The sequence below is a fragment of the Streptomyces sp. 2A115 genome (assembly GCF_052245575.1).
Taxonomy (GTDB): domain Bacteria; phylum Actinomycetota; class Actinomycetes; order Streptomycetales; family Streptomycetaceae; genus Streptomyces.
The window spans coordinates 23530-48156 of the sequence record NZ_JBQQCG010000028.1 but is presented as its reverse complement, the minus strand read 5'-3'; the positions used below and the strand labels follow the sequence as shown (position 1 = coordinate 48156).

At 71.4% G+C, this 24627-nt stretch carries 23 protein-coding genes and 1 pseudogene; 11 read left to right on the top strand and 13 right to left on the bottom strand.

Annotated features, from left to right (window positions below; all coding sequences use genetic code 11):
• Positions 1-2: 2 nt before the first annotated feature.
• From ACTWQR_RS24250 to ACTWQR_RS24240, 3 genes are read right to left on the bottom strand one after another with little or no spacing between them, the layout of a single operon-like run.
• Entirely contained in the window at positions 3-533 is a 531-nt protein-coding gene (locus ACTWQR_RS24250) for a cupin domain-containing protein (RefSeq protein ID WP_443229246.1), read from the bottom strand.
• On the bottom strand, positions 530-1738 hold the full coding sequence (locus ACTWQR_RS24245; RefSeq protein WP_443229319.1) for a cytochrome P450: 1209 nt from the start codon (positions 1736-1738) through the stop codon (positions 530-532). Before ACTWQR_RS24245 ends, ACTWQR_RS24250 begins: the two co-directional genes overlap by 4 nt.
• A 2-nt stretch (positions 1739-1740) precedes the next feature.
• Positions 1741-2826, bottom strand: coding sequence for a type III polyketide synthase (locus tag ACTWQR_RS24240; RefSeq protein WP_443229245.1), 1086 nt, complete (start codon positions 2824-2826; stop codon positions 1741-1743).
• A 180-nt stretch (positions 2827-3006) separates the two neighbouring features.
• Between ACTWQR_RS24240 and ACTWQR_RS24235 the strand changes: the two genes are divergently transcribed.
• Positions 3007-3711, top strand: a complete 705-nt coding sequence (locus tag ACTWQR_RS24235) for a transcriptional regulator (protein WP_443229244.1) — start codon at positions 3007-3009, stop codon at positions 3709-3711.
• A 66-nt stretch (positions 3712-3777) separates the two neighbouring features.
• On the opposite strand, the gene ACTWQR_RS24230 is transcribed toward ACTWQR_RS24235, so the two are convergent.
• From ACTWQR_RS24230 to ACTWQR_RS24210, 5 genes are all read right to left on the bottom strand, one after another.
• A complete protein-coding gene (locus ACTWQR_RS24230) occupies positions 3778-4017 on the bottom strand; it encodes a DUF6213 family protein (protein ID WP_443229243.1) in 240 nt (79 codons plus the stop codon).
• Positions 4018-4042: 25 nt separating this feature from the next.
• Positions 4043-5428, bottom strand: coding sequence for an NADP-dependent succinic semialdehyde dehydrogenase (locus ACTWQR_RS24225; protein WP_443229242.1), 1386 nt, complete (start codon positions 5426-5428; stop codon positions 4043-4045).
• Positions 5429-5544: 116 nt separating this feature from the next.
• Positions 5545-6012, bottom strand: coding sequence for an NUDIX domain-containing protein (locus tag ACTWQR_RS24220; protein WP_443229241.1), 468 nt, complete (start codon positions 6010-6012; stop codon positions 5545-5547).
• Positions 6009-7556 (bottom strand): ATP-dependent DNA ligase, encoded by a 1548-nt coding sequence (locus ACTWQR_RS24215; protein ID WP_443229240.1) that lies wholly within the window; start codon positions 7554-7556, stop codon positions 6009-6011. Before ACTWQR_RS24215 ends, ACTWQR_RS24220 begins: the two co-directional genes overlap by 4 nt.
• A gap of 345 nt (positions 7557-7901) precedes the next feature.
• Complete coding sequence (locus tag ACTWQR_RS24210) at positions 7902-8867, bottom strand: NAD(P)/FAD-dependent oxidoreductase (protein ID WP_443229239.1); 966 nt, start codon at positions 8865-8867, stop codon at positions 7902-7904.
• A 77-nt stretch (positions 8868-8944) separates the two neighbouring features.
• On the opposite strand from ACTWQR_RS24210, the gene ACTWQR_RS24205 reads away from it, so the two are divergent.
• The 6 genes from ACTWQR_RS24205 (at position 8945) to ACTWQR_RS24180 (ending at position 14294) form a co-directional block, all read left to right on the top strand.
• A complete protein-coding gene (locus tag ACTWQR_RS24205; protein ID WP_443229238.1) occupies positions 8945-9571 on the top strand; it encodes a helix-turn-helix domain-containing protein in 627 nt (208 codons plus the stop codon).
• Positions 9572-9664: 93 nt separating this feature from the next.
• Positions 9665-10651, top strand: a complete 987-nt coding sequence (locus ACTWQR_RS24200; protein ID WP_443229237.1) for an NADPH:quinone oxidoreductase family protein — start codon at positions 9665-9667, stop codon at positions 10649-10651.
• A complete protein-coding gene (locus ACTWQR_RS24195; RefSeq protein ID WP_443229236.1) occupies positions 10648-11829 on the top strand; it encodes an acyl-CoA dehydrogenase family protein in 1182 nt (393 codons plus the stop codon). The genes ACTWQR_RS24200 and ACTWQR_RS24195 overlap by 4 nt, the downstream gene beginning before the upstream one ends.
• Entirely contained in the window at positions 11826-12911 is a 1086-nt protein-coding gene (locus tag ACTWQR_RS24190; protein WP_443229235.1) for an acyl-CoA dehydrogenase family protein, read from the top strand. The genes ACTWQR_RS24195 and ACTWQR_RS24190 overlap by 4 nt, the downstream gene beginning before the upstream one ends.
• Positions 12912-13109: 198 nt before the next feature.
• Positions 13110-13976, top strand: coding sequence for a phosphatidylinositol-specific phospholipase C/glycerophosphodiester phosphodiesterase family protein (locus ACTWQR_RS24185; protein ID WP_443229234.1), 867 nt, complete (start codon positions 13110-13112; stop codon positions 13974-13976).
• Positions 13977-14099: 123 nt separating this feature from the next.
• The gene (locus tag ACTWQR_RS24180; protein ID WP_443229233.1) at positions 14100-14294 is read left to right on the top strand and encodes a hypothetical protein; all 195 of its coding nucleotides are present in this window, start codon (positions 14100-14102) and stop codon (positions 14292-14294) included.
• 66 nt (positions 14295-14360) lie between these two features.
• On the opposite strand, the gene ACTWQR_RS24175 is transcribed toward ACTWQR_RS24180, so the two are convergent.
• Entirely contained in the window at positions 14361-15590 is a 1230-nt protein-coding gene (locus ACTWQR_RS24175; protein ID WP_443229232.1) for a phosphodiester glycosidase family protein, read from the bottom strand.
• Positions 15591-15673: 83 nt separating this feature from the next.
• Positions 15674-16033, bottom strand: a complete 360-nt coding sequence (locus ACTWQR_RS24170) for a DUF779 domain-containing protein (protein WP_443229231.1) — start codon at positions 16031-16033, stop codon at positions 15674-15676.
• A gap of 233 nt (positions 16034-16266) precedes the next feature.
• On the opposite strand from ACTWQR_RS24170, the gene ACTWQR_RS24165 reads away from it, so the two are divergent.
• The gene (locus tag ACTWQR_RS24165) at positions 16267-17760 is read left to right on the top strand and encodes a glycoside hydrolase family 3 N-terminal domain-containing protein (RefSeq protein ID WP_443229230.1); all 1494 of its coding nucleotides are present in this window, start codon (positions 16267-16269) and stop codon (positions 17758-17760) included.
• Between the two features lie 88 nt (positions 17761-17848).
• Here ACTWQR_RS24165 and ACTWQR_RS24160 read toward each other — a convergent pair whose 3' ends face one another.
• On the bottom strand, positions 17849-18829 hold the full coding sequence (locus ACTWQR_RS24160) for a glycoside hydrolase 5 family protein (protein WP_443229229.1): 981 nt from the start codon (positions 18827-18829) through the stop codon (positions 17849-17851).
• On the opposite strand from ACTWQR_RS24160, the gene ACTWQR_RS24155 reads away from it, so the two are divergent.
• The 3 genes and pseudogenes from ACTWQR_RS24155 (at position 18809) to ACTWQR_RS24145 (ending at position 22677) form a co-directional block, all read left to right on the top strand.
• A complete protein-coding gene (locus ACTWQR_RS24155) occupies positions 18809-19195 on the top strand; it encodes a hypothetical protein (protein ID WP_443229228.1) in 387 nt (128 codons plus the stop codon). The two genes, ACTWQR_RS24160 and ACTWQR_RS24155, sit on opposite strands and share 21 nt — an antisense overlap.
• Entirely contained in the window at positions 19185-20240 is a 1056-nt protein-coding gene (locus ACTWQR_RS24150; RefSeq protein ID WP_443229227.1) for an N-acetylglucosamine kinase, read from the top strand. The genes ACTWQR_RS24155 and ACTWQR_RS24150 overlap by 11 nt, the downstream gene beginning before the upstream one ends.
• Before the next feature lie 205 nt (positions 20241-20445).
• Positions 20446-22677: pseudogene (locus ACTWQR_RS24145) on the top strand (glycoside hydrolase family 3 N-terminal domain-containing protein).
• Between the two features lie 27 nt (positions 22678-22704).
• Here ACTWQR_RS24145 and ACTWQR_RS24140 read toward each other — a convergent pair.
• Together ACTWQR_RS24140 and ACTWQR_RS24135 are read right to left on the bottom strand one after the other, a co-directional pair.
• Positions 22705-23583 (bottom strand): carbohydrate ABC transporter permease, encoded by an 879-nt coding sequence (locus ACTWQR_RS24140; protein ID WP_443229226.1) that lies wholly within the window; start codon positions 23581-23583, stop codon positions 22705-22707.
• Complete coding sequence (locus ACTWQR_RS24135) at positions 23580-24626, bottom strand: carbohydrate ABC transporter permease (protein WP_443229225.1); 1047 nt, start codon at positions 24624-24626, stop codon at positions 23580-23582. The genes ACTWQR_RS24140 and ACTWQR_RS24135 overlap by 4 nt, the downstream gene beginning before the upstream one ends.
• Between the last annotated feature and the right edge of the window lies 1 nt (position 24627).

Genomic DNA, 24627 nt, shown 5'->3' with positions numbered 1-24627 from the left:
GCTCATCGGTGCCGTAGCGGTGTGAGTTGTTCGATGTCGTACCGTGCCCGCAGTTCCTCGATCGCCGCACAGTCCGGTGGGCCGCCGGAGTCGAGGATCTCCAGCAACTCCTCGAAATACCGCTCGTGGTCCGGCGGCGGTGACGCCTGGAAGAACATCTTCGCCGGGGCGCCGGTGGGGTTGGCGAACGCGTGCGGGCACCCCGGTGGCACGACGATGACCGTGCCCGGGGTGGCGCGTACGACGCGGTTGCCGGAAGCCGACTCCCAGTGCTGCCAGTTGTCGGGGGTTCGGTCCCGCGGCTCGAAGGCGAGTACGTCCAGTTCGCCTTCGAGCACGTAGAACAGTTCCTCGCTGCGCGTGTGGACGTGGGCGCCGACGTCGAAGCCCGGCGGTACGACCACCTCGAAGCTGGACGCCGTCCGGGAGTGCGTGCCGGTCACCTTGAACGTCACGTGCTGGGCCGGGGTGCGGACCGTACGGCCGTGGCCCGGTAGCACCAGCAGACCCTCGGACGGGGTGAGCGCGGTCACCAGGTGACGGGCAGGGCCTCGGGCCCGCGGATCAGCGCACCGCGCCGCCACGGCACCTCGTCGGCCGAGACCGACAGGCGCAGTGTCGGGATCCGGTCGAGGAGCGTGTTCACCATCAGCTCCGACTCCAGGCGGGCCAGCATGGCGCCCACGCAGTAGTGCGGTCCGTGCCCGAACGCCAGATGCGGGTTGGGGTCGCGCTCGAAGTCGATCCGGTCGGGGTCGGGGAAGACGTCCGGGTCGCGGTTGGCGGCCAGGTACGAGACGTACACCGGGTCGCCCTTCCGGATCCGTACGCCCCTGATCTCCACGTCCTCCGTGGCGATGCGGGACAGGCCGACGGCGTTGCGGTGCGGGATGAAGCGCAGCAGTTCGTCGAGGGCCTGTGGGCGCAGCTCCGGCTCCTCGCGCAGGCGGTCGAACAGCTCGGGCCGGGTGAGCAGGATGAACAGCATCTGCCCGGTGTTGTTGGTGACGGCCTCGCCGCCGATCTGGATCGGCCCCGCGAGCGCCACCGCCTCCTCCTCGGTGATGTCGCCCCGGCCCACCGCCGCGCCCAGCAGCGAGGTCACGTCCTCGCCGGTCGCGCCGTGCCGCTCGGCGATCAGCTTGGCGAAGTACAGCTCCATGTCCCGCTTGGCCTGCTCGCTGGCCTTGGCGCCCTGGGTGGAGGAGAGGATCGCCTGGGTCCAGGTGTGCAGGGTGTGCCGGTCGGTGGCCGGGACGCCCATCAGCTCGCAGATGACGGTGATCGGGAAGGGGGCGAGGATCCGCTCGATGAGGTCGGCGGGCGGACCGTCCCGCAGCATCCCGTCGACCAGCCCTTCCAGGGTCTCCTGGGCGTTCGCGCGCAGCCGCTCCACGCCCCGCGTGGTGAAGGCGGCGTTCACCGCCCTGCGCAGCCGGGCGTGGTCGGGCTTGTCGACGAAGCTCATCGCGCCCGGCGCGGGGATGAAGTGCGGTGCCAGGCGGGTGACTTGACGGCCGACCACCTCCGCGCGGCTGAACCGGGCGTCGTTCGTCACCAGCCGTACGTCGTCGTAGCGCGTCACCAGCCAGGCCCAGCCCTCGCCGTTGGGCAGCTTGATCCGGGTGACCGGACCCTCGCGCATCAGCTCGGACAGTACGGGGTCGAAGTCGACCCCCGTCAGATCCAGGGCGGGCCAGTGCCGTACCGGCGGTACCGTCGTGGTCTCTTCGTTCATGGTCATGTCACGCCATCTCTTCGGTCGGTCGGTGCTTCGGTCGGTCGGTGCCAGCGGCCCAGCGCCATCTCGGCCGTGATGCCGGGGCCGAACCCGGCGAGCAGTCCGCGCGCCCTGTGGTGGGAGCCGCCCTCCTCGAACAGCCGGCGCAGCGCGTCCAGGACGACGGCGCTGGCGATGTTCCCGTACTCGGTGAGCGTCGCCCGGCTGAACCGGAAGGCCTCCGGTGCCACTTGGAGGAACTTGCTGAGGTCGTCGAGGATCCGCGGACCCCCGGCGTGAATGATGTAGAAGTCCAGCTCGGAGGCGTCCCAGCCGTGCCGTCCCGCGAGCGCCTGCAGAGCGGGGGCGAGCGGCTCCATCGTGGTCGGCACCCGCTTGTCCAGCATGAAGTGGAACCCCGTCGCCCGCACGTCGTACATGATCCACTCCTCCGTCTTGGGGATCAGGTACGAACCGTTGCGCTCCAGGCTGATGCCCTCGCCGCCGCGTCCGCGGACCACCGCCGCGGCGATCCCGTCCCCGAACAGACCGTTGGACAGCAGCGAGCCGACGCCGATGTCGGTCGGCTGGTAGCACAGCGAGCAGAACTCGCAGGCCACGATGAGGGCGTTGGCCTCGGGGTAGGCGGTGCAGAAGTCGTGCGCCCGGTTGATCGCGGCACCGCCGGCCGCGCAGCCGAGCTGGGCTATGGGTATCTGGCGGGTGTCGCTGGTGAACTCCATCGAGTTGATCAGCCAGGCCGTCAGGGAGGGCATCATGAAGCCCGTGCACGACACGTAGATGATCACGTCGATGTCGGCGGCGAGGAGCTCGGCCTCGTCGAGTGCCCGCTGGACGACCGCCGGGACGCGGGCCTTCGCCTCTGCCTCGTAGACGTTGTTGCGCTCCTCGAAGCCGGGGTGCTTCAGCGTCTCCTCGATGGGCCGCACGATGTGCCGGGTGCGTACGCCGGTGTTCTCGATCAGCCGGAGCGCGAGCGCCAGCTGGGGGTGGTCCGCATGGCGGGAGCGCGCCAGCTCGAGCGTCTCCTCCATGGTGATCACGTATTCCGGAACAGAGACCGCGGGTCTGCACAAAGTCGCCATGTGCCTGCGCCTTCTCTCGCCCGCCGGGGAACTCCCTCTCCTCGGCGGAAGGGTGGTTTCACCACGATCACCCCACCGGGCGGGGATATCTCGTCGGATTACTCCAGATCGGGGACCCCCGGAAAGGCGTGGGACCCTGGTCGAAGGGGCCTCGAGTCAGCCGAACCGAAGGAGTACGCGATGACGCGGACGGCCAGGGAACTGCTGGAGACCACCACCGGAAAGCTCGCTCCGGACCCGCACGCCAACCGCCTCCTGCCGCTGATCGCCCGGGGCGCGGCACGGCGCGACACGCTCGCGGCCCTCGCCCTGGAACAGCGCGAGGTGATCGCCGCGGACCGGCGGGCGTTCCTCCATCTGGCCGAACGGTCGGCCGGTGGAAGCCCGGCCGCCGAGCCGGAGCCCGCCGAGCCGGAATCCGCTGCCTTTTTCCGCATGCTCGCGGAGGGTGAAGCCTTGGCCCAGGAACGGCTCGGTGCGTACGCCGCCGCCTGCGGTGTGGACGAGGCCAAGGAGGCGGCGTACGAGCCGCTCACGGACTGTCAGGCCTATCCCGCGTACGTGGCCTGGCTCGCCCTGAACGGTTCGCCGGCCGAGGTGGTGCTCGCGCTGAGCGCCAACTTCGCGGCCTGGGGCGGCTACTGCGCCAGGATCGCCGAGGCCCTGCGCGGCCGGTACGGCTTCGACGACGAGGCCTGCGGCTTCTTCGACTTCTTCGCCGAGCCCGCGCCCGACCTCGAACAGAAGGCGCTGGCAGCCGTGCAGGCGGGGCTCGACGCGGGACGGATAGAGGAGGGACGCGTCCACCGCTACGGCAACCTGCTGCAGACGTCCGAGGCAGGGTTCTGGCACGCGCTGTGGGAGCTCGACCAGCGTCAGGCCTGACGCACGGGCAGGCCTGACACGCGGTTGTTCAGCACGCGGTTGTTCAGCACGCGGTTGTTCATTCGGTCAGTCGGGGGTCGTCCCACTGCTGTGCGCGATGCAGGCGACGTCGATGCGGTCGGCGAGCTTGGCGAGTTCGATGGTGAGGGTGGCGACGGTGTCCTCGTCGAGGCCCTCCTGCCCGGCCTCCACCAGATGCAGCCACCGGCCGCCCACCGTGCGCAGCAGTTTGCTGACGTCGGCGGCCGCCACCTGCAACGTGCCGCGGTCGTCGACGATCAGAGGGAGGGTCACTTCGCGGTTCACAGAGGGGATCGTAACTGCGGAACCCTCACGCTCCGTGCCATACGGTGGTGATGTTGCAGAACTCGCGGATTCCCTGTCCCGACAGCTCACGCCCGTAACCGGACCGCTTGACCCCGCCGAACGGGAACGCCGGGTGGGACGCCGTCATCCCGTTGACGTAGACCCCGCCGGCCTCCAGATCGCGTACGAAACGGTCGACCTCGGCCTCGTCTCGGGTCCAGACGTTGGAACTCAGTCCGAACGGTGAGTCGTTGGCGATGGCCACCGCCTGGTCCAGGTCGGCGGCGCGGTAGAGCGTGGCGACGGGGCCGAAGCTCTCCTCGTGGTGGATACGCATCTCGGGAGTGACGTCGGCGAGGACGGTCGGCAGGTAGTACCAGCCGGAGCCGTCGGGGCGTTCGCCGCCGCAGAGGACCGTCGCGCCGCTCTCGACCGCGTCGTCGACCAGCTCCTCCAGAGCGCTGCGCCCCTGCTCGCTGGAGAGCGGCCCGACCTGGGTGTCCTCGTCCATGGGATCGCCCACCTTGAGCGCTTTCATGCCCGCCGTGAAGCGCTCGGCGAAGGCGTCGAACACGTCCGTGTGCACGATGAACCGCTTGGCGGCGATGCACGACTGCCCGGTGTTCTGCACGCGGGCGGTCACCGCGGTCTTCGCGGCCCGGTCGATGTCGGCCGACGGCATCACCACGTAAGGGTCGCTGCCGCCCAGCTCCAGGACCGTCTTCTTGACCTCGTCCCCGGCGACGGAGGCGACCGCGCGGCCCGCCGGCTCGCTGCCGGTCAGGGTGGCCGCCTTGACGCGTGGGTCGCGCAGGATGCCCTCCACCTCGCCGGAACCGATGAGCAGCGTCTGGAAGCAGCCCTCCGGGTAGCCCGCCCGGCGGAACAGGTCCTCCAGGTAGAGGGCGGTCTGCGGGACGTTCGAGGCGTGCTTGAGCAGGCCCACGTTGCCCGCCATCAGCGCGGGCGCGGCGAACCGGATCACCTGCCAGAGCGGGAAGTTCCACGGCATCACCGCGAGCACCGGGCCGAGCGGCCGGTAGCGCACCAGCACCCGGGAGGCGCCCGAGTCCTTCGCCTCGGACTCCGGGGGCTCCTCGTCGGCGAGGAGTTCCCCGGCGTGGTCGGCGTACCAGCGCATCGCCTTCGCGCACTTCGCGACCTCCGCGCGGGCCTGCGTGACCGGCTTGCCCATCTCGGTGGTCATCAGGCGGGCAGTGTCCTGCTGGTCCTCGTCCAGCAGATCGGCGGCCTTGTCGAGGAGCCGGGCGCGGTCGGCGTACGACGCCTTGCGATAGGTGCGGAACGCGGCCTCGGCGGTCGCGAGCCGGTGCTCGATCTCCTCGGCGCCCAGGGCGTCGTAGGTCTTGAGCGTCTCGCCGTTCGCCGGATTTACCGTCGCGATGGGCATTGGCTGACCTCCTGATACAGGCCGTCTGTGGCTGGTCGCGCAGTTCCTCGCGCCCCTTTGGGGCGCGAGTACCGCGCCGGACATGGTCGAATCCGCGTAGGCCCGGCGTAGTCGCCTCAGTCCGCATGCTCTTCCAGGCGGTCCAGGAACGCTGCCTGGGCCTTGATGATCACCGTCCTCGCCCGGTCGAGGCCGAGCCACTCCACGCGGTCCAATTCGGGGAACTCCTGGACGCGGCCCGAGCCCCGCGGCCACTCCATCGTGAAGATCCCGGGGACCACGGTCGCCACGTCGAGGTCCGCCTCGATCGCCCAGACCGTGACGATCTTGCCGTTCTGCTGCCTGACCTCGCCCAGCGGCACGGCCTCGCCGTCCGGCGGCGCCAGCCCCAGCTCCTCCTGGAACTCGCGGCGGGCGGCGTCCCAGGCCGCCTCGTCGGGGTCGTACTCGCCCTTCGGGACGGTCCACGCCCCGGCGTCGCGCCGCGCGAAGAACGGTCCGCCCATGTGGCCGAGCAACACTTCGGTGCCGTTGTCGGTGTGGCGATACAGCAGCAGGCCCGCGCTGCGTTTCGCGGCGGTCACGGGGTGACCTCCGGGTGCGCGGCGAGCAGGGTCTCGACGGTGTCGGCCTCCGCCGGGGTCTTGTCCTCGCGGTAGCGGACGACCCGGGCGAAGCGGAGGGTGACGCCCGCCGGGTAGCGGGTGGACCGCTGCAGGCCGTCGTACGCGATCTCGACGACGAGCTCGGGGCGGACGGTCACCACGTGGCCGCTGTCCTCGACGGCGAGTTCCTGGAGCCGTTCGGTCTGCCAGGCCAGCATCGCGTCCGTCATGCCCTTGAAGGTCTTGCCCAGCATGGCGAAGGAGCCGTCCTGATCGCGCGCGCCCAGATGCAGGTTGGACAGCTTGCCGGTGCGCCGCCCGTGGCCCCACTCGGCGGCCAGCACGACCAGGTCCAGCGTGTGCACGGGTTTGACCTTCAGCCAGGAGGCTCCACGCCGCCCCGCGCTGTAGGGAGCGTCGAGGGCTTTCAGCACGACGCCCTCATGGCCGCGCCTGATCGTGTCGACCAGGAACCGCTCGGCGGTGGCGCGTGCTTCCTCGTCGGCCGGCTCGGCCACGAGAGTGCGGCGTACGCGCATGGGTTCGGGCACCAGCCGGGCCAGCTCCGCGTGGCGGGCGGCGAACGGCAGGTCGAGCAGGTCGCGGCCGTCCACGGACAGCGCGTCGAAGAAGACCGGGGAGACGGGGACGGCCTCGGCGGCCGTGGCGACGTCCACGCGGGAGCCCACGCGGCCGGCGATGTCCTGGAAGGACCGGGGCCGCCCGCCCTCGTCGAACGCGATGACCTCGCCGTCCAGGATGAACCGCTCGCCCTTCAACTGCCTCGCCGCCGCGGTGAGTTCGGGCAGACGGTCGGTGATGTCGTCCAGAGTGCGGGTGTAGAGGCGCACGTCGTCGCCGGCGCGGTGGACCTGGACGCGGATGCCGTCCAGCTTCTCCTCGACCGCGCAGGCGCCGAGCTTGTCGATCGCCTCGGTGACGGACGAGGCGGTGTGCGCCAGCATCGGCAGGACGGGACGGCCGACGGTGAGCCGGAACTCGTCGAGGGCCTCCGGCCCGTCGGCGAGCAGCCGCTCGGCCACGGTCCGGAGTTCGCCGGCGAGCATGACAGCCCGCCGTACGTCCGTCGAGGGCGCCCCGGTGGCCTGGGCGAGCCCCTCGACGGCGACCGCGTCGAGCGCGCCCTGCCGCACCTCACCACTCAGCAGCCCGAACAGGAACCGCTGCTCGTCCTGGGTGGCCGCCGCCATCAGCTCACCGACCAGCCGCATCCGTTCGGCCTGTGATCCGGCGCCGGACACCGCGCCCAGCTCGGTCAGCCGGGCATCCACGTCCAGCACGGTGAGCGTGGGCTCCGCGGCCGGGACGACGGGCCGGCTCAGCACCTTCCATCCGACGCCGAGCCGCCCCTGCGGCAGTCGTCCCGCCAGATACGGGATCACGACCGGTGCCTCCTCCGCCTCCGCGTCCCGGAACAACTCGGCCAGCAGACCGATCTTCCGGGACCGCGCCGACGTGGCGGCGACCTCCTGGGACACACGGGCAAGCCGGGCGAACAGCATGCAGCCATGGTGCAACGCGCTGCCGCCGGGCGCCCAGGGTACGGAGCCGGCCTGGCCCCTTGCCTGTGACCTGACCCCGGTATCTGTGGCAGGGCCCCTACGCCCGGCCTGCGGCCAGGGCCGGGGGCTTGTGGCTCACTGCGGGTCGTATGTGGCTGGTCGCTCCCCCACTCTCGGCTTCTCCCCCACTCTCGACTTCGCTCGAGCGGGGGGACCCCCATGAGCGGGGGGACCCCCATGAGCGGGGGGACGCCCATGAGTGGGGGGACCCCCATCGCGGCGGAGCCGCATAATGTGACAGCCCCGCGCCCCTTACGGGGCGCTTGAGCAGCGGGCCGACATGCCTCAGCCCCCCGCCACCGCCGCCTCGATGTCACCGAAGATCAGCTCGCCGTTGATCGCGACCGCCGCGCGGTATCCCGCACCGGCCGCGTTCACGACCTGTTCCGTGAAGCTCGTCGCGTTGCCGGCGGCCCAGAGGCCGGGCACGCTCGTGCGGCCTGTCTCGTCGACAGCCGGATACACGCCGAGCGGGGTCTCCTCCATGTCGGCGCCGAGCCGCTCCAGCAGCGCCGTACGCGGGACGAACCGGGGTGCCACGAAGAGCACGGAACGCTCGTGTGCGGACCCGTCCGCGAGGCGGACCGCGGTGAGCCGGTCGTCGTCGACGACGAGACCCGCGACCTCGCCGGGGACCACCTTCACGCCGACCGCGGCCAGCTTGCGCAGGTCCTCGTCGGGGAGTTCGGTCTCGGCGACCGTGTGCAGGAACAGGGTGACGTCCTTCGACCACTGCGTGAGCATGAGTGCCTGGTGGGCGCTCATGCCCGTGGTGGCGAGGACACCGAAGGCCTGGTCGCGGACCTCCCAGCCATGGCAGTACGGACAGTGCAGCACGTCGTGCCCGAAACGCTCGGCGACCCCCGGCACCGGCGGCAGTTCGTCCACCAGGCCGGTCGCGATGATCAGCCGGCGTCCGTGCGCGGTCCGCCCACCCGCGAGGACCACGTCGAACTCCCCGGCGTCGTCCCGGACGACGTCCACCGCCCGGTCCCGGACCAGCTCCACCCCGTACCGCTCGATCTCCCGCCGTCCCTCGGCGAGGAACTCGGCGGGCGGCATCCCGTCCCGCGACAGATAGCCCTGCATGTGCGCGGCGGGCGCGTTGCGCGGCTCTCCCGCGTCGACGACGAGTACCCGGCGCCGCGCCCGGCCCAGGACGAGCGCCGCTGAGAGCCCGGCCGCGCCGCCTCCGACGACCACCACTTCGTAGCTGTCGGTCATGTCGTACCTCTCGGTCCTCACGGTCATGGTGACCACCTCCACCAAGAAGGTCGCTCGACCGCTGCCGTATTGACAAACCTCTTTGCCGAAACTGCAATATGAACATGCGTGAGCACGAGGAGTACGAGGAGCACGAGGAGACCGACACCGGTCCAGGCGCCGCCACCGACGAGGTCCTCGCGGAGGTCGGGCCGCGCCTGCGTCGTATCCGGAAGGAGCGCGGAGCCACCCTCGCCGGTCTGTCCGCGGCCACCGGCATCTCCGTGAGCACCCTCTCCCGCCTGGAGTCCGGCCTGCGCAAACCCAGCCTGGAGCTGCTCCTGCCCATCGCCAGGGCCCACCAGGTACCCCTGGACGAACTGGTCGGAGCCCCGCCGGTGGGCGACCCCAGGATCCGTGCCAAGCCCATCCTCCGCTACGGCCGCACACACTGGCCGCTCACCCGCCAGCCCGGCGGCCTCCAGGCCTTCAAGGTGCTCGAACCCGCCCGCAAACTCGAACCGGAACCGCGGATACACGAGGGTTACGAGTGGCTGTACGTACTCTCCGGACGGCTGCGTCTCGTGCTCGGCGAGCACGACGTCGTGCTCGGTGCCGGCGAGGCCGCCGAGTTCGACACGCGCGTGCCCCATTGGTTCGGGTCGACGGGGGAGGGGCCGGTGGAGTTCCTGAGCCTCTTCGGGCCGCAGGGGGAGCGGATGCACGTACGGGCGCGGCCGGCCCGTTCGTGACGGACGCGACCGGCACGAGTGTTCCCTGATCGGCAAGCGACCGCTTAGTATGCGGTGGAGCCCGCTCAGACGACGCAGTCCTGGAGGCCCCGCATGCAGGCATGGCAAGTGCACCGGAACGGTGAGCCGGGTGAGGTGATGCGGCTCGACGACGTGGCGCGGCCGGTGCCCGGCGAGGGGCAGGTCCTGCTCAAGGTGCGTGCCGCGAACATCAACTTCCCGGATGTCCTGATGTGCCGCGGGCAGTACCAGGTCAGGCCCCCGCTGCCGTTCACACCGGGCGTGGAGATCTGCGGCGAGACCGAGGACGGCCGGCGGGTCGTCGCCAACCCCGCCCTGCCGCACGGCGGTTTCGCCGAGTACGCCGTCGCGGATGCCGCGGCCGTGCTGCCCGCACCCGAGTCGCTGGACGACGCTGAGGCCGCCGCCCTCCATATCGGCTACCAGACGGGTTGGTTCGGACTGCACCGCCGGGCACACCTGGAAGCGGGCGAGACGCTGCTGGTGCACGCGGCCGCCGGGGGCGTCGGCTCGGCCGCCGTCCAGCTCGGCAAGGCTGTGGGCGCCAAGGTCATCGGCGTCGTGGGCGGCGCCGACAAGGCGGTCGTCGCCCGCGAGCTGGGTTGCGACGTGGTCGTCGACCGGCGTGCCGAGGATGTCGTCGCCGCCGTGAAGGAGGCGACCGGAGGGCGCGGCGTCGACGTCGTCTACGACCCTGTCGGCGGCGAGGCCTACACGCAGTCCGCCAAGGTCGTCGCCTTCGAGGGCCGCATCGTCGTCGTGGGCTTCGCGAGCGGCAGCATCCCGAGCCCGGGCCTCAACCACGCGCTGGTGAAGAACTACTCGATCATGGGCCTGCATTGGGGCCTGTACAACACCAAGGACCCGAAGCTGGTCCTGCGCTGCCACGAGCAGTTGACCGAGCTGGCCGCCCGGGGTGCGATCAAGCCGCTCGTCAGCGAACGGGTGCCGCTGAGCGGCGCAGCCGCTGCCGTCCAGCGGGTCGCCGACGGCGTCACCACCGGCCGCGTCACCGTGGTGCCCTCTCTCGAGACGTCCGAGAGGCGAGCAGCCGTATGACCGACGCCGCCGAACTGCGCCGCCGCACCCAGGAGCTGCTCGCCGCGCATCCTCCCGCCACGACCGACCGCCTCGACTTCCTCAAGGCCCGCTTCGACGCCGGTCTCGCCTGGGTGCACTACCCGGAGGGCCTCGGCGGACTCGGTGCGCCGCGCTCCCTGCAGGCCGTCGTGGACGCCGAGTTGGAGGCCGCGGGAGCGCCGGACAACGATCCGCGGCGCATCGGCATCGGCCTGGGCATGGCCGCGCCGACGATCCTCGGCTTCGGCACGGACGAGCAGAAGAGCCGCTTCCTCAGGCCTCTCTGGGTGGGCGAGGAGGTCTGGTGCCAGCTGTTCAGCGAGCCGGGCGCCGGCTCCGACCTGGCCGCGCTCGGCACGCGGGCCGTCCGTGACGGCGACTCATGGGTGGTCAACGGCCAGAAGGTGTGGACGTCCAGCGCCCACCTGGCCCGCTGGGCGATCCTCATCGCGCGCACCGACCCGGACGTGCCCAAGCACCAGGGCATCACCTACTTCGTCTGCGACATGACCGACCCGGGCGTCGAGGTGCGGCCACTGCGCCAGATCACCGGCGAGGCCGAGTTCAACGAGGTGTTCCTCACCGACGTCCGCATCCCCGACGCCCACCGCCTCGGCGAGGTCGGTGACGGCTGGCGGGTCGCGCAGACCACGCTCATGAACGAGCGGGTCTCCATCGGCGGCATGCGCATTCCCCGCGAGGGCGGCATGATCGGCCCGGTCTCGAAGACCTGGCGCGAGCGCCCCGACCTGCGCACCCATGACCTGCACCAGCGCCTTCTCAAGCTGTGGGTCGAGGCCGAGGTCGCCCGCCTCACCGGTGAGCGGCTGCGCCAGCAGCTCGTCGCGGGCCAACCCGGCCCCGAGGGCTCCGGCCTGAAGCTCGCGTTCGCCCGGCTCAACCAGGAGATCAGCGGTCTGGAGGTCGAACTCCTCGGCGAGGAAGGCCTGTTGTACGAGGACTGGACGATGCGGCGCCCCGAACTCGTCGACTTCACCGGCCGCGACGCCGGCTACCGCTACCTCCGCTCCAAGGGCAACAGCATCGAGGGCGGGACCAGCGAGGTCCTGCTGAACATCGTCGCCGAACGCGTGCTGGGCCTGCCGTCCGAGCCGCGCAGCGACAAGGACGTCGCATGGAAGGACCTGGCGCGATGACTGATCTGCTGTATTCGGAGGAGGAAGAGGCGCTGCGGTCAGCCGTCCGCGGTCTCCTCGCCGACCACTGCGATCCGGCCGGCGTCATCGCCCGTACGGAGTCGGACGGGCCGCACGACCCCGAGCTGTGGAAGGCGCTCTCGGACGGGATGGGCCTCGCCGGTCTCCTCGTGCCCGAGGCGCAGGGCGGCCAGGGCGCCACGCATCGCGAAGTCGGCGTCGTCCTGGAGGAGTTGGGCCGCGCCGTCGCGCCCGTGCCGTATCTCACCAGTGCCGTCGTCGCGACCGAGGCGCTGCTCGCCTGCGAGGGCGACGAGGCCAGGAAACTGCTGGCGGAGCTGGCGTCCGGGCGGACCGTGGGCGCGCTCGCCGTCGCGCTGTCCGTGGCGCCGGGCGGCGCCTACAAGGACGTACGAAATGAAGGCGGCCTTCTGTACGGGGAGTTGACGGGGATCGCGGACGCGGCGAGCGCCGATGTGCTGCTGGTTCCCGCGGCGGACGGCGCGCTGTACGCAGTGGACGCCGACGCCGTGACGGTCACGCCGCGAGTGTCCCTCGACCTGACCCGGCCGGTCGCGACGGTCACCGTCGACGGGGTGCGGGCACGCCGGCTGGGCCCCGCCGAACCCGCCGTACGACGGGCCCTGCGCGCCGGAGCCGGGCTTCTCGCCTCCGAGCAACTCGGCCTCGCCGACTGGTGCTTGACCGAGACGGTCCGCTACCTGAAGGAACGCAAGCAGTTCAACCGGCCCGTCGGCGGGTTCCAGGCGCTCAAGCACCGGCTCGCGCAGCTGTGGCTGGAGGTCGTCAACGCGCGTGCCGCGGCCCGCAACGCCGCCGACGCGCTGGCCACCGGGAGCGCGGACGCCGATGTGGCGGTCGCCGTCGCCCAGGCGTACGCGGCGCCCGTCGCCGTGCATGCCGCCGAGGAGGCAGTGCAGTTGCACGCCGGTCTCGGCATGACGTGGGAGCATCCCGCGCATCTGTACCTGAAGCGGGCCAAGGCGGACTCGATCGCGTACGGCACCGCGGGCGGCCACCGGGAGGCACTGGCCGAACTGGTCGACCTCCAAGCGCCCTGACGTACACCTGCTTGCACCGGGTCGCACCGGTGAGAAGCCCGCCCCACCTGGGGCGGGCTTTTCGGTGTGCTCCGCATGGTTGAAATGAACACGCATCGGCAGTTCGGCCAACTCCCGGCATGGCACTGCTCCTTGGCACCACGCGCACCGCATACTCGCTGAGGTTGTTCCCTTACGGCATCCTCAGGGAGGCAGCGCATGGCCCTCACCACCCGTCGCAGAGCCCTCACCATCCTCGGCGGCGCCCTCGCGGGCTCGGTCGCCGTGCCCGCGCACGCGCAGGCCAGTGAGCGCAAGCGCGGCCCGCGCCCGCTGTGGCGCGCGCACGCGCACAACGACTACCTGCACCCCCGGCCCTTGTTCGACGCCCTCGACCACCGCTTCGGCAGTCTCGAGGCCGACATCTTCCTCGTCGGCGACCAGCTCCTGGTCGCCCACGACGCGATCGACCTCGACCCGGCCCGCACCCTGGAATCCCTCTACCTCGAGTCCCTCGCCGCCCGGGTGAAGGCCAACCACGGCTCGGTGTACAGGGGTTACCGCAAGCCGATCCAGCTGCTCATCGACATCAAGACCGAGGGCTCCTCGACGTACCTCGAACTCGACCGCCATCTGAGGCGCTACCGCCACCTGTTCACGACGTACGCCCACGGCCGTGTCCACCCCGGTCCGGTCACGGCCGTGATCTCCGGCGACCGCGCGGCCCGTATCCCGATGGAGGCCCAGACCGTCCGGCGCGCCTTCTACGACGGCCGCCTCCTCGACCTGCTGGCTCCCGTCCCGGCCCCCGCCTCCTTCGTCCCGCTGATCAGCGACAACTGGACGCTCAACTTCACCTGGCAGGGCGTCGGACCGTTCCCCGAAGCCGAGCGGCAGAAGCTGCGCGGCATCGTCTCGGCGGCGCACTCCCGCGGGCAGAAGGTCCGCTTCTGGGCCACCCCCGACCTGGCCGGGCCCGCCCGTGACGCGGTCTGGGGCGAACTCATCGCCGCCGACGTCGACTACCTCAACACCGACGACCTCGCCGGACTCGAAGCCTTCCTGGACGCTTCCGAGCGGGCGTAGCCCAAACCCTTCACGCGCAGTCAACACACGTTCGGCGGACACGTCAGCCGCACGGACGAACCCCCCGCTACGTCACACTTGCGGCCGAAAGCCGCGGTGTGGACGTGGCGGAGGAGGTTGACGGTGGCCATTTCCATCTCTGTTGTGTTGCTGCTCGTGATCCTGGCAGTGGTCTTCATGCGCAACGGCGCGCTGAAGCTCTCCCACGCCATGGTCTGCGTGCTGCTCGGCTTCTATCTCGCGAGCACGAGCTTGGCGCCGACCATCCACAACGGGCTCACGGCGACGGCCGACATCGTCAGCAGTCTCAGGCCGTGAGCCGTTGCGGGGAAGGCTCGCACGTCATGGGGCCGGGCTCGCACGCCATGGGGCCGGGCTCGCACGTCACGGGTGTGAGAACACGCCGATCCCGTTGGGCACCGGCCGTTCGGCCCCGCCGCTTGGATGGTTGCGCACGCTCACGGCCGTCGTGCCCGGCTCCCGGGCGACCAGCGTGGTGGAGCCGCCGCCGTCGAGGCTGAAGGCGTCGACGGCACCCAACTGCCGCATCGCGTCGGCGACTTCGGCGATGGTGAGGCCGCTGCGGAACCCGGCCGCCCCGTCCAGCGCGAGCAGCAGCAGCCGTCTCCCGCCGTCCGCGACGCCCGCCGCGGTCCGCACCGCCGAGGTCGCGTTGTCGAGTCCGGCGAGCGGCTGACCGCCCCTCAGGACCGGGTAGCCGCCGACCGCGAACCGGTACGGGATCTTCGAGGCGGCCGCGACCAGTTGGTGCCGCACCTGGACCTGCTCGCCCACGGACAGCTTCCGCAACTGCTGGGCGCCGTCCTCCCGGCCGACCAGAACTGTGGTGTCAGGACCAATAGGTCCGCTGCCCGGTGTGTCGGCCGATGACACGACCCGGCCGTCCTCGACCGTCACCTCATAGGTGTCCGTACTACAGGGCGCCGCCCGATCGGTGTCCGTGCCACATGTGGCACGCACCCGGGAGACGCTGCCCCAGTCCGAGGTGAACGCGCCGACGGAGCCGACGGGCAGGGCGTACTGGTTGAGGCCGCCGAGCGGAAGCCGCGTCTCGGTGGTGCTGACCGAACCGTCGAGGGCCAGGCTGTCGAGGCGGGCCCGGCCGTCGGTGCCCACGCCGAGTACGTCCTGGGTGCTCGTGTCGGGCGGCAGGGCGGGACCGAAGCGCTGACCGTTCGGCACCGCCGCCTTGAGGGTGTGTCCGCTCGCGATCGCCGGCCCGACGGACGCGCCGGTCGCCTCGACTCCGGGATGCTGCGTCTCGGTGATGTTGAAGAAGTCCCCGTTGACGCCCGCGACGGCACTTCGCGCGTCGGCCAGCCGCGAGGTGGTCGCCCGGGCCGCCACCGCGCCGGGGTGGAGCAGATCGACACTCACCCCGGGTTTGTGCAGATCGACGCTGACCACATGTGCGTGCGCCACGCCTTTGGCCGCCGGAATGTCGAACTCTGTGTATGTCACGCCTGGCGCGACCCTGTTGAAGTCAGGTGCGCCGCTGGCCGGTGCCGCCCCTGCCAGGGCTGCACCGGCCAGCGTGCTCCAAGCCGCTAAGACCGTCAGTGCGGTTCTGAGTCGTCCGTTGCGACGGGTCACGCTGCCCCCTGCTGTCTCCGCTGTGTCCTCAAAGTGCCAATGACACAGGGGAGTTCAGCACAGGGCGGCTGCCGTGACGATGACTACGTGCCGACGAGACGCGAACGGGTCAGGAAACGCACCCCTTCGGGTGCCTCCAACGAGAAACCGCTGCCCCTGCCCGCCACGACGTCGACGATCAGCCGGGTGTGACTCCACACCTCGTGCTGGCTCTTCGACATCCAGAACGTCACCGGCTCGTCGACGCCCTCGACCGCCAGCGAGGCGAGCAGGATGTCGGAGTCGCCGGTCCGGAACTCGCCCTCCGGGTAGCACATGGGCGCGCTGCCGTCGCAGCAGCCGCCGGACTGATGGAACATCAGTGGCCCGTGGGCGGCGCGCAGTCGGCGCAGCAGGTCGGCGGCGGCGGGTGTCAGCTCCACACGTGGGGCGGGTGAGGTCACCGTGCATCACTCCTCATCGCTTCGGGGCGTACCGGATCGGGTCCTGGCCGTTGGTGCGGAAGACTACCGAGCCGACGAGCACTCGTCCGGCCCGCCGCAGGAGATCGTTTTCGGTCGTCGCGAGCAGTTGAGGGGCCGGTGGCTGGTTGATTGATTCATCTTGGGGTTATGTTTTGGTGGCTCCCATCATCTGGTGGCTTCCATCATCCGGTCGTGACCGAAGGACACCCGACGTGACCCACACCGAGCCCGCCGAGTACGACGGTCCTGGGCTGCCCGTCGACCTGGACGAAGCCGCCCACCGCTGTCTCGTCGCGGGCTTCGACGGCACCACGAGCGTGCCCCACACCCTCAAGCGGCTCATCGACCGCGGCCTCGGCGGAGTCATCCTGTTCACCCGCAACGTGCGCGACGCCGCACAGGTGCGTGGGCTCACCGACGAACTGCGGTCCCTCCGCCCCGACCTGCTGGTGGGCATCGACAACGAGGGCGGCGGCATCGGCCATCTGGTGAGCGCGGGCGCGCCCGGCGTCCCCGGCAACTTCGCGCTCGGTGTCGTCGACGACACCGAACTGACCGCCCGCTGTGCCGACGCGCTGGCCGGACACCTCGCCTCCCTCGGCATCACCGCCTCCTACGCCCCCGTCGCCGACCTCCAGCACCATCCGGACAACCCGATCGTCCGCACCCGTTCCTTCGGCGCCGACACCGGACTCGTCGCCCGTCATCTGCGGGCCTGGATCACCGCCACCGAAGCGCGCGGCATCGCCTCCTGCGCCAAGCACTTCCCCGGACACGGCGGCACCGTGACCGACAGCCACCACGACATGGCCGTCGACCCGCGGTCGTACGACGAACTCCTCCCCGACCTCGAAGCGTTCCGCGCGGCCGTCGCCGTCGGCGTGCCGATGGTCATGAGTGCCCATGTCGTCTTCCCGGCGCTCGATCCCAACCGCCCGGCCACGCTGAGCCGCCGCATCCTGCGCGATCTGCTCCGCCACCAGCTCGGCTTCGACGGGGTGCTGGTCAGCGACGCCCTGGAGATGAAGGCGATCGCCGACCGCTACGGCGAGGCGGCCGGGGCGCGCATCGCCCTCGCCGCGGGAGCCGACCAGGTCATCGTCGCCGTACCCAACCTGGAGACCACGCTCGCCTGCCGTGACGCGGTACTGGGCGCGCTGCGCAGCGGCATCCTGCCCGAGGAGCGCGTACGGGAGGCCGCGGAGCGGGTGCGCCGACTCGCCGAGCGGTACGCGACTCCGGCCGACCCGGGCGACATCGCCGGGTGGGACGCCGGGGCCGGCATGGAGGCGGCACGCCGGGCGGTACGCGGTCGGCCCGCGCCGCGGCCCGTGCCCGGCGCCCACGTCGTCGACCTTTTCCCGCCGCCGCACCCCGCGCTCAACTGGGGAGGCGAGGACCTGCTGACCGAGCTGCGCGCCGTCGACCCCGCGGCCACGGGGACGGCGGTCACCGAGGAGCCGGCGGACCGGGCGGCATGCGTCGCCGGAATCCTGCGAAGGGCCGACGGCTCCCCGCTGGTCGTCGCCACGTCCGACGCCGGGCTGTACCCCTGGCAGGCCCGCCTCCGCGACGTTCTCCTGGCTGGGCGGCCGGACGCCGTACGCGTCTCGACCGGACTGCCCGAGGACGGCGACGACGTCTGCTCGTACGGTCGCGGGCGCGTCAACCTGCGGGCGATGGCGGAGGTGCTGGCGGGCAGGTGAGGGCTCCTCGCCGCCGGCGCAATCCGTCCGTCGCCCGCACAGCCGCTGTACGGACTCCGCCTCCACAACTGTTGTACGAGCTCCGCGTTCACGGCTGTCGTACGAGCTCTGTGATCCCCCGGGCCGCCAGGTAGGCGGTGTCGTCCGCCCGCGAGGCCAGGACCACCGCCGGACGGACGCCCTGGACGCGCAGCCGCATCCACGCCTCGAAGTACGAGCCGCCCGGACCTGAGACCGACCGGGTGGCGGGGGTGCAGTCCAGGACCAGCGCCACATCGCGCGGCTGACCGGGCCGGGGCTTGGCGCGCAGCTCGACGATGGTGTCGGCGAGCGCCGTCGCGATCGGCTTGGCACGGCCCCCGGAGTCGAAGAGGCCCAGGGTGTACTCAAGTTCCGGGAAGTCGGCCAGGGAACGGTCCACGTCGTGGGAGCACCACCACGTCACGCCCCACAGCTGCGCGCACTCGGCGGAGTTCAGCACGGTCGCGCGCGCGAACTCCGGTGCGTCGGCCGCCGGGATGTGCGGCTCGGGCGCCCCGGTCTCCTGCACCCATACCGGCCGGGTCACGTCCTCGGCGTACGCCTTGGCGAGCTCCACGCCGTACTCGGCGAGGTGCAGGACCTGCGGGGAGCGGGGGCCGTAGCGGCGCGCGCAGTCGCCCGAGAACACCCACGGGTGGACGGTGGTCAGGTCGCCCTTGCGGGCCGAGGCCTCGGGGGTGAACGGGTGGTCGTCGCCGTACCAGACCGCGTCGTACGCGGAGTGCGTGGCGAGGCGGCCTGGCGCGGCGGCGGACAGACCCTCCCGGGCGGCGGCGAGGAGCGTGTCGAGGTAGTGGTCCACCTGCTCGACCGTCACCGGGTTGTGTTCGACCAGGTTGTTGAGTTCGTTGCCGAGTTGGAGCCCGATGAGATTGGGGCGGTCGGCGAGGGCGCGGCCCAGGACGCGCAGCAGCTCCGCCTGCGCCTCGACGGCCTCGGGGTCGGTGAACACGTTGCGGTGGTGCCAGCTGCGGGTCCACTCCGGATAGAAGTCGAAGCTCGACAGATGGCCCTGCACTCCGTCCACGAGGACGTCGAGGCCGGCCTCGGCCGCCAGGTCGACCAGGTGCGCCAGCTGGTCGACGGCCGCCGTACGGATGAGCGTGCGATTGGGCTGGAGCAGCGGCCAGAGATGGAAGACGCGGACGTGGTCCAGGCCGAGCCCGGCTATCTGGGCCAGGTCTTCGCGGGCCTGTGCCGGATCGAAGTCGTGCCAGGTGTGGAACCAGCCGCGGCGGGGCGTGTAGTTGACGCCGAAGCGGGGTGCGGGGGGAGTGCTGATGAGGGCCTCCTCGGAGTCCCGACCGAGGGTCGGTCGGATTCTGTCCCGACGCGCGGTCGGGGCTTGTCCTCGGCGAATGTATCAACCACCATGGTCAGCGATGAACAATGATTTGAACCAGGATCTGAGCCAGGGCCTCGATCTGCACGGGGATCTCGTGGTGGGCCTCGACGCGGGCGGCACCCGCACCCGCGCCGTCCTGGTCGGTGCCGGGGTCGGCGTCGGGGACGCACGCTCGCTCGGCGAGGGCGTCGCGGGACCGGGCAACGCCCTGACCGTCCCGGTGCCGCAGCTCACCGACCACCTCGCCGAGGCCATCGCCCAAGCGGTGCCGGAGCGGGTGCGCGGCAACGTCGTGGCCGTGGCCGGGGGGTTCGCGGGCGCCTCGGAGACCTTTCCCGACGAGCCCGGCCGGCTCAACGCCCTGGCCGCGCTCACCGCAGCGCTGGGGCGGCTGGGCATCGCGGCGGACCGGGTCGGGGTCAGCAGCGACATCGAGGCGGCCTTCGCCTCCGCGCCCGGCACCCCGGCCGACGGGCTGGCTCTGGTGGCCGGCACGGGCGCGGTCGCGATGCGCATCAGCGACCGCCGCTGTGCGACGACCGTCGGCGGTGACGGCTGGCTGCTGGGAGACGACGGCGGCGGTTTCTGGATCGGCCGCAGCGCGGTACGGGCGGCGCTGCGCATGGCGGACGGCCGCGGCGCTCCCACGGTGCTGGCCGACACGGTCGGGCGCGCGCTGGGGGTGCCGGTCGAGGCGTTGCCGCGACGTCCGGCGGCGCCGGAGTGGTCGCGTCCGCAGCGCGCGGCGTACCGCATGCACCTGCTGCCCCGTGTCATGGCGGACCCTCCCATCCGGCTCGCCCGGCTCTCTCCGCTGGTGGCCGAGGCGGCCCAGGACAAGGACGCCGTCGCGCAAGCGATCCTCGAAGAGGCCGTGGACCACCTGATGGACACGGTCCGCGCGCTTGAGCCCCGCCCGGGCGAGCGGGTCGTCGCCACCGGCGGCCTGCTCGGCCCCGACGGACCACTGACGGTTCTCCTGAGCGATCGCCTCCAGGCCCTCGGTCCGGACCTCGACTGGGTGGCGGACGGCTGCCGGGGCGCCGTGGCCCTCGCGCGACTTGGGTACGCGCGCTCCTCCGGGGCCACCTGACCCAGACCCGACCGAAGCCGCAGGCGACTGTCACGACAGCAGGAAAGGGAACGGCCGCATGCCGACTCCGGAACACGCGGCCGTCCAGGCCGAGCAGACGCCCGAGGCTTCCCGGGACCACGACGTGCGCACCCCCACCTCCCACTCCCACTACCAGGACCCGCGGGCCTCCGTAGACGTCCGCGTCCGCGACCTGCTCGCACGGATGACGCTGCGCGAGAAGGTCGGCCAGCTCAACCAGCGCATGTACGGCTGGGACGCCTACCGCCGCACACCGGACGGCTTCGAACCGACCCAGGCGTTGTACGCGGAAACCGAGCGTTTCGCCGGACTGGGCGCCCTGTACGGACTTCTCCGCGCCGACGCCTGGTCAGGAGTCGACCACTCCACGGGACCAGGCGCCGAGGACGGCCCGGCGTTGGCCGACATGGTGCAGCGCCACGTCATGGAACGCAGCCGCCTCGGCATCCCGGCGCTGCTCGTCGAGGAGGTCCCGCACGGCCTCATGGCCCTGGACGGCACGGTCCTCCCGGTCAACCTCGCCGTGGGGGCCACCTGGGACCCCGAGCTGTACGAGCGTGCCGCCGCCCACGCCGCGGCCGAACTGCGGGCCCGCGGCGGCCACGTCGCCCTCGTCTCCGCCCTCGACATCGCGCGCGACCCCCGCTGGGGCCGTACCTAGGAGTGTTTCGGCGAGGACCCGCACCTGGCCGCCCGTCTCACCGAGTCGCTGGTGCGGGGCATGCAGGGTGAACTCGGCTGCGCGGGCGGGCAGTTCGCCGACGACAAGGCCGCTGTGGTGCTCAAGCACTTCGCCGGACAGGGCGCCACCGTCGGCGGCCGCAACTCCGCCGAGTCCGAACTCGGCCCGCGGGAACTCCACGAGATCCACCTCCCCGCAGCCCGGGCCGGAGTCCGGTCGGGAGCCGCCGCCGTCATGGCCGCGTACAACGAGGTGGACGGCGTCCCCTGCGCCGGAAATCACGCCCTCCTCGACGGGCTGCTGCGCCGCCGCTGGGGCTTCGAAGGGCTGGTCATGGCGGACGGCCTGGCCGTGGACCGGCTGGCCCGGATCACCGGCGACCTGGTCTCGGCAGGCGCCCTGGCCCTGAACTCGGGCGTCGATCTCAGCCTGTGGGACCACGGCTTCACCCACCTTGAGGAGGCAGTCGAGCGTGGCCTCGTACGCGAGGACGTGCTCGACGCCGCTGTAGCGCGGGTGCTGGGCCTGAAGTTCCGGCTCGGGTTGTTTGAACAGCCTTGTGCCACAGGCCGATTGACCATTCCGTCCGCGACCCGTGGCCAGGAGCTGAGCACCGCCCTGGCCCGAGGCGCGGTCACCCTCCTCCATGACAACGGCGGCGTGCTGCCCGTCCGTCCGACGGTCTCGCGCATCGCGGTCCTGGGCCCGCACGCCGCCACCACCGCCCATCAACTCGGGGACTACACGGCTCCCCAGCGCCCCGGCACCGGCGCCAGTGTCCTCGACGGGCTGCGGCGGCTCGTCCCGCCCGGCGTGGACGTCCGCCACGCCCGCGGCTGCGCCCTCACCGGCGGTGACCTCTCGGCCATCCCCGAGGCCATCGCCCTGACAGGCGGCTCCGACCTCGCCGTGCTCGTCCTGGGCGGCAGCAGCGCCCGTACCCCCGAGACCGACTTCGCCGCCAACGGGGCCGCGTTGGGCGCCGTTTCCGAGATGACCTGCGGAGAGGGTGTCGACCTCGCCGGGTTGCGGCTCGGCGGAGCCCAGCACGCCCTGCTGGACGCGGTCACGGCGACGGGCACACCCACGGTGGTGGTCCTGGTGCAGGGGCGCCCGCACGCCGTCCCGGAGGCCGCGGACCGTGCGGCGGCGCTGCTGACCGCCTGGTATCCGGGTCCCTGGGGAGGCGAGGCGATCGCCGGGGTTCTGCTGGGACTCGCGGAACCCGTGGGCCGGCTCCCCGTCTCCGTCCCGAGGTCGGCCGCCCAACTGCCCGTCTACTACAACCACAAGGACACCGAGTACGGGGCTTACGTCGATGAGAGCGCCGCGCCGCTCTACTCCTTCGGGCACGGGCTGTCGTACACGCGCTTCGAGTACGGCGGCCCCAGGCTCTCCCAGGACACCGTCAAAGCCCGTACGCCCGCTGTGACTTGCGAGGTCGATGTCTCCAACACGGGGGAGCGGACCGGGCGTACCGTCGTCCAGCTCTACATCCGCCGACTTCTCACGCCCCTCTGGCCGCGCACCCTCGAACTGCGCGCCTTCCGGAGTGTCGAGCTCGCCCCCGGAGAGAGCCGCACGATCGCCATCCCGCTCGGCGCCGACCAACTCACGCAGGTCGGCGCCGACTTGGAGACGGCCGTGCTGCCCGGCACCCTCGAGATCCGCGTCGCCGAGTCGGCGCGGGCCGCGCTCACGGCCGTACCGGCGATGCTGCGCATCGAGGGGTGACGGGGCTCAGCGCTTCGGTGACAGGGCTCAGAGCTTCACGGCCCCGGACGCGACACCCCGGTAGAACCACCGCTGCGTGATGACGAACAGCACCAGCACGGGGATCACGGAGATCACCGAACCCGCCATCACCATCCGCTGGTCGTAGCCGAATGACGAGGTCTGCAGCCGCGCGAGCCCGAGTGTGAGGGTGAACTGCTCCTCCGAGCGCAGCACGATCAGGGGCCAGAGGAAGTCGTCCCATGCGCTGATGAAGGTGTTGATGGTGACGACGAGGATGGCGCCGTAGGCGGACGGCAGATACAGGTACCGGAACCGCTTCCACTCGCCCGCCCCGTCCAGCATCGCCGCGTCCTCGATCTCGCGCGGGACGGCCAGGAACGCCGCCCGCATGATGAGGACGTTGATGGCGGCGACGAAGCCGGGGATCCAGACACCGACCAGGTTGTCGACCAGGCCCATGTCCCGGATGCTCAGGAACAGCGACACCATGATGGACTCGAAGGGGAACATCATGGACGCCAACAGCAGCACCCACACCAGTTTGCGGCCCTTCCAGCCGGGCTTGGACAGCATGTAGCCGGCCATGGTGGAGAAGGCGAGCTGGCTGGCGATGGAGATGACGGCGACGAACAGGCTGTTCCTGATGTACGTCCACACCGGGACCTGGTCGAAGATCTCGCGGTACGCCCGCAGGGACGGATGACGGGGGATCAGCGAGGCGCCCGCGCCGAACACGTCCTCGCCCGCGCCCTTCAGCGACGACAGCAACTGCCACACGAGCGGGCCCACGGTGATCAGGAGGACGAACACCAACAGCAGGTAACGGACGACCAGTTCGCGGGGGCGGCCGTAGTCGCGCCAGCGGGGCATCAGGCGTCGGCGTTTCTCGACAGCGGTCGTCATGCCTCGTCGTCCTCCTTCGTGAGGCGCTGCGCGAGCAGCGTGAGGCCCAGGGTGAGTGCGAAGAGGGCGACGCTCACGGCGGCGCCGTAGCCGGCGTTGCCGGTGAGCGGGTCCAGGCCGACGTCGCGGATGTAGAAGGGGAGCGTGCGGTCGGCGCCGCCGGGGCCGCCGGTGGAGCCGCCGAGCATGTAGATCTCGGTGAAGACCCGCAGCGAGCCGATGCCGGTCAGGGTGCCGACGAGCATCATCGACTGGCGTACGCCGGGCACGGTGATGTTCCAGAAGCGGCGCCAGGAGCCGGCGCCGTCCACCGAGGCCGCCTCGTGGAGTTCCTTCGGCACGTTTCCCAGCGCGGCCAGGTAGAAGATCATGTACCAGCCGAGGCCCTTCCACAGGGTCAGGCCCATCGCCGACAGCAGGATCAGCCACGAGTCGGACAGGAAGGGGATGGCGTCCTTGATCAGATGGGACTTCTCCAGCCAGGTGTTGACCAGGCCCTCGTCGCTCAGCAGCCACTGCCAGCTCAGGCCGACGACCACGCTGGAGGCGAGGACGGGCGTGTAGAACGCGGAGCGGAAGAAGCCGATGCCCGGCAGGTTCTTCTCGACGAGGACCGCGAGCAGCAGGGGCAGCAGGACCATCAGCGGGACGACGATCACCGCGTACAGCACGCTGTTGCGGGTGGCGAGCCAGAAGTCGTCGTCGCCGAACATCCGCGTGTAGTTGTCCAGGCCCACCACGTTGAACGTGCCGCCGAGCGGCTTGGCGTCGGTGAAGGACAGGATGACCGTGTTGATGAACGGCCACAGCCCGAAGACCGTGACGCCGACGACCGCCGGTGCCATCCACAACCAGGGCAGCCACCAGCGGCGGTAGAGCGCCGCGCCCCCCGCGTCCGAGGTGGGGCCGGGGGTGACGGCGCGCAGGACGCGGCGCAGCGGTCCCGGAGGGGCCGAAGGCGCGGCGGGGCGCGGGGCACCCGCCCCCGTGGGAACGGGGGCGGGTGCCTGTTCGAGCGTGGTGCGCGCGGCTCGCCGATCCATC

What these genes read in the sequence shown, in the direction of transcription:
- ACTWQR_RS24205 (WP_443229238.1), top strand. Translation starts at nt 8,945, where the DNA reads ATGCGTGAGCACGAGGAGTACGAGGAGCACGAGGAGACCGACACCGGT.
- ACTWQR_RS24190 (WP_443229235.1), top strand. Translation starts at nt 11,826, where the DNA reads ATGACTGATCTGCTGTATTCGGAGGAGGAAGAGGCGCTGCGGTCAGCC.
- ACTWQR_RS24240 (WP_443229245.1), bottom strand. Translation starts at nt 2,826, where the DNA reads ATGGCGACTTTGTGCAGACCCGCGGTCTCTGTTCCGGAATACGTGATC.
- ACTWQR_RS24215 (WP_443229240.1), bottom strand. Translation starts at nt 7,556, where the DNA reads ATGCTGTTCGCCCGGCTTGCCCGTGTGTCCCAGGAGGTCGCCGCCACG.
- ACTWQR_RS24150 (WP_443229227.1), top strand. Translation starts at nt 19,185, where the DNA reads ATGAACAATGATTTGAACCAGGATCTGAGCCAGGGCCTCGATCTGCAC.
- ACTWQR_RS24140 (WP_443229226.1), bottom strand. Translation starts at nt 23,583, where the DNA reads ATGACGACCGCTGTCGAGAAACGCCGACGCCTGATGCCCCGCTGGCGC.
- ACTWQR_RS24245 (WP_443229319.1), bottom strand. Translation starts at nt 1,738, where the DNA reads ATGAACGAAGAGACCACGACGGTACCGCCGGTACGGCACTGGCCCGCC.
- ACTWQR_RS24185 (WP_443229234.1), top strand. Translation starts at nt 13,110, where the DNA reads ATGGCCCTCACCACCCGTCGCAGAGCCCTCACCATCCTCGGCGGCGCC.
- ACTWQR_RS24200 (WP_443229237.1), top strand. Translation starts at nt 9,665, where the DNA reads ATGCAGGCATGGCAAGTGCACCGGAACGGTGAGCCGGGTGAGGTGATG.
- ACTWQR_RS24155 (WP_443229228.1), top strand. Translation starts at nt 18,809, where the DNA reads ATGGCCCTGCACTCCGTCCACGAGGACGTCGAGGCCGGCCTCGGCCGC.
- ACTWQR_RS24210 (WP_443229239.1), bottom strand. Translation starts at nt 8,867, where the DNA reads ATGACCGTGAGGACCGAGAGGTACGACATGACCGACAGCTACGAAGTG.
- ACTWQR_RS24225 (WP_443229242.1), bottom strand. Translation starts at nt 5,428, where the DNA reads ATGCCCATCGCGACGGTAAATCCGGCGAACGGCGAGACGCTCAAGACC.
- ACTWQR_RS24195 (WP_443229236.1), top strand. Translation starts at nt 10,648, where the DNA reads ATGACCGACGCCGCCGAACTGCGCCGCCGCACCCAGGAGCTGCTCGCC.
- ACTWQR_RS24235 (WP_443229244.1), top strand. Translation starts at nt 3,007, where the DNA reads ATGACGCGGACGGCCAGGGAACTGCTGGAGACCACCACCGGAAAGCTC.
- ACTWQR_RS24135 (WP_443229225.1), bottom strand. Translation starts at nt 24,626, where the DNA reads ATGGATCGGCGAGCCGCGCGCACCACGCTCGAACAGGCACCCGCCCCC.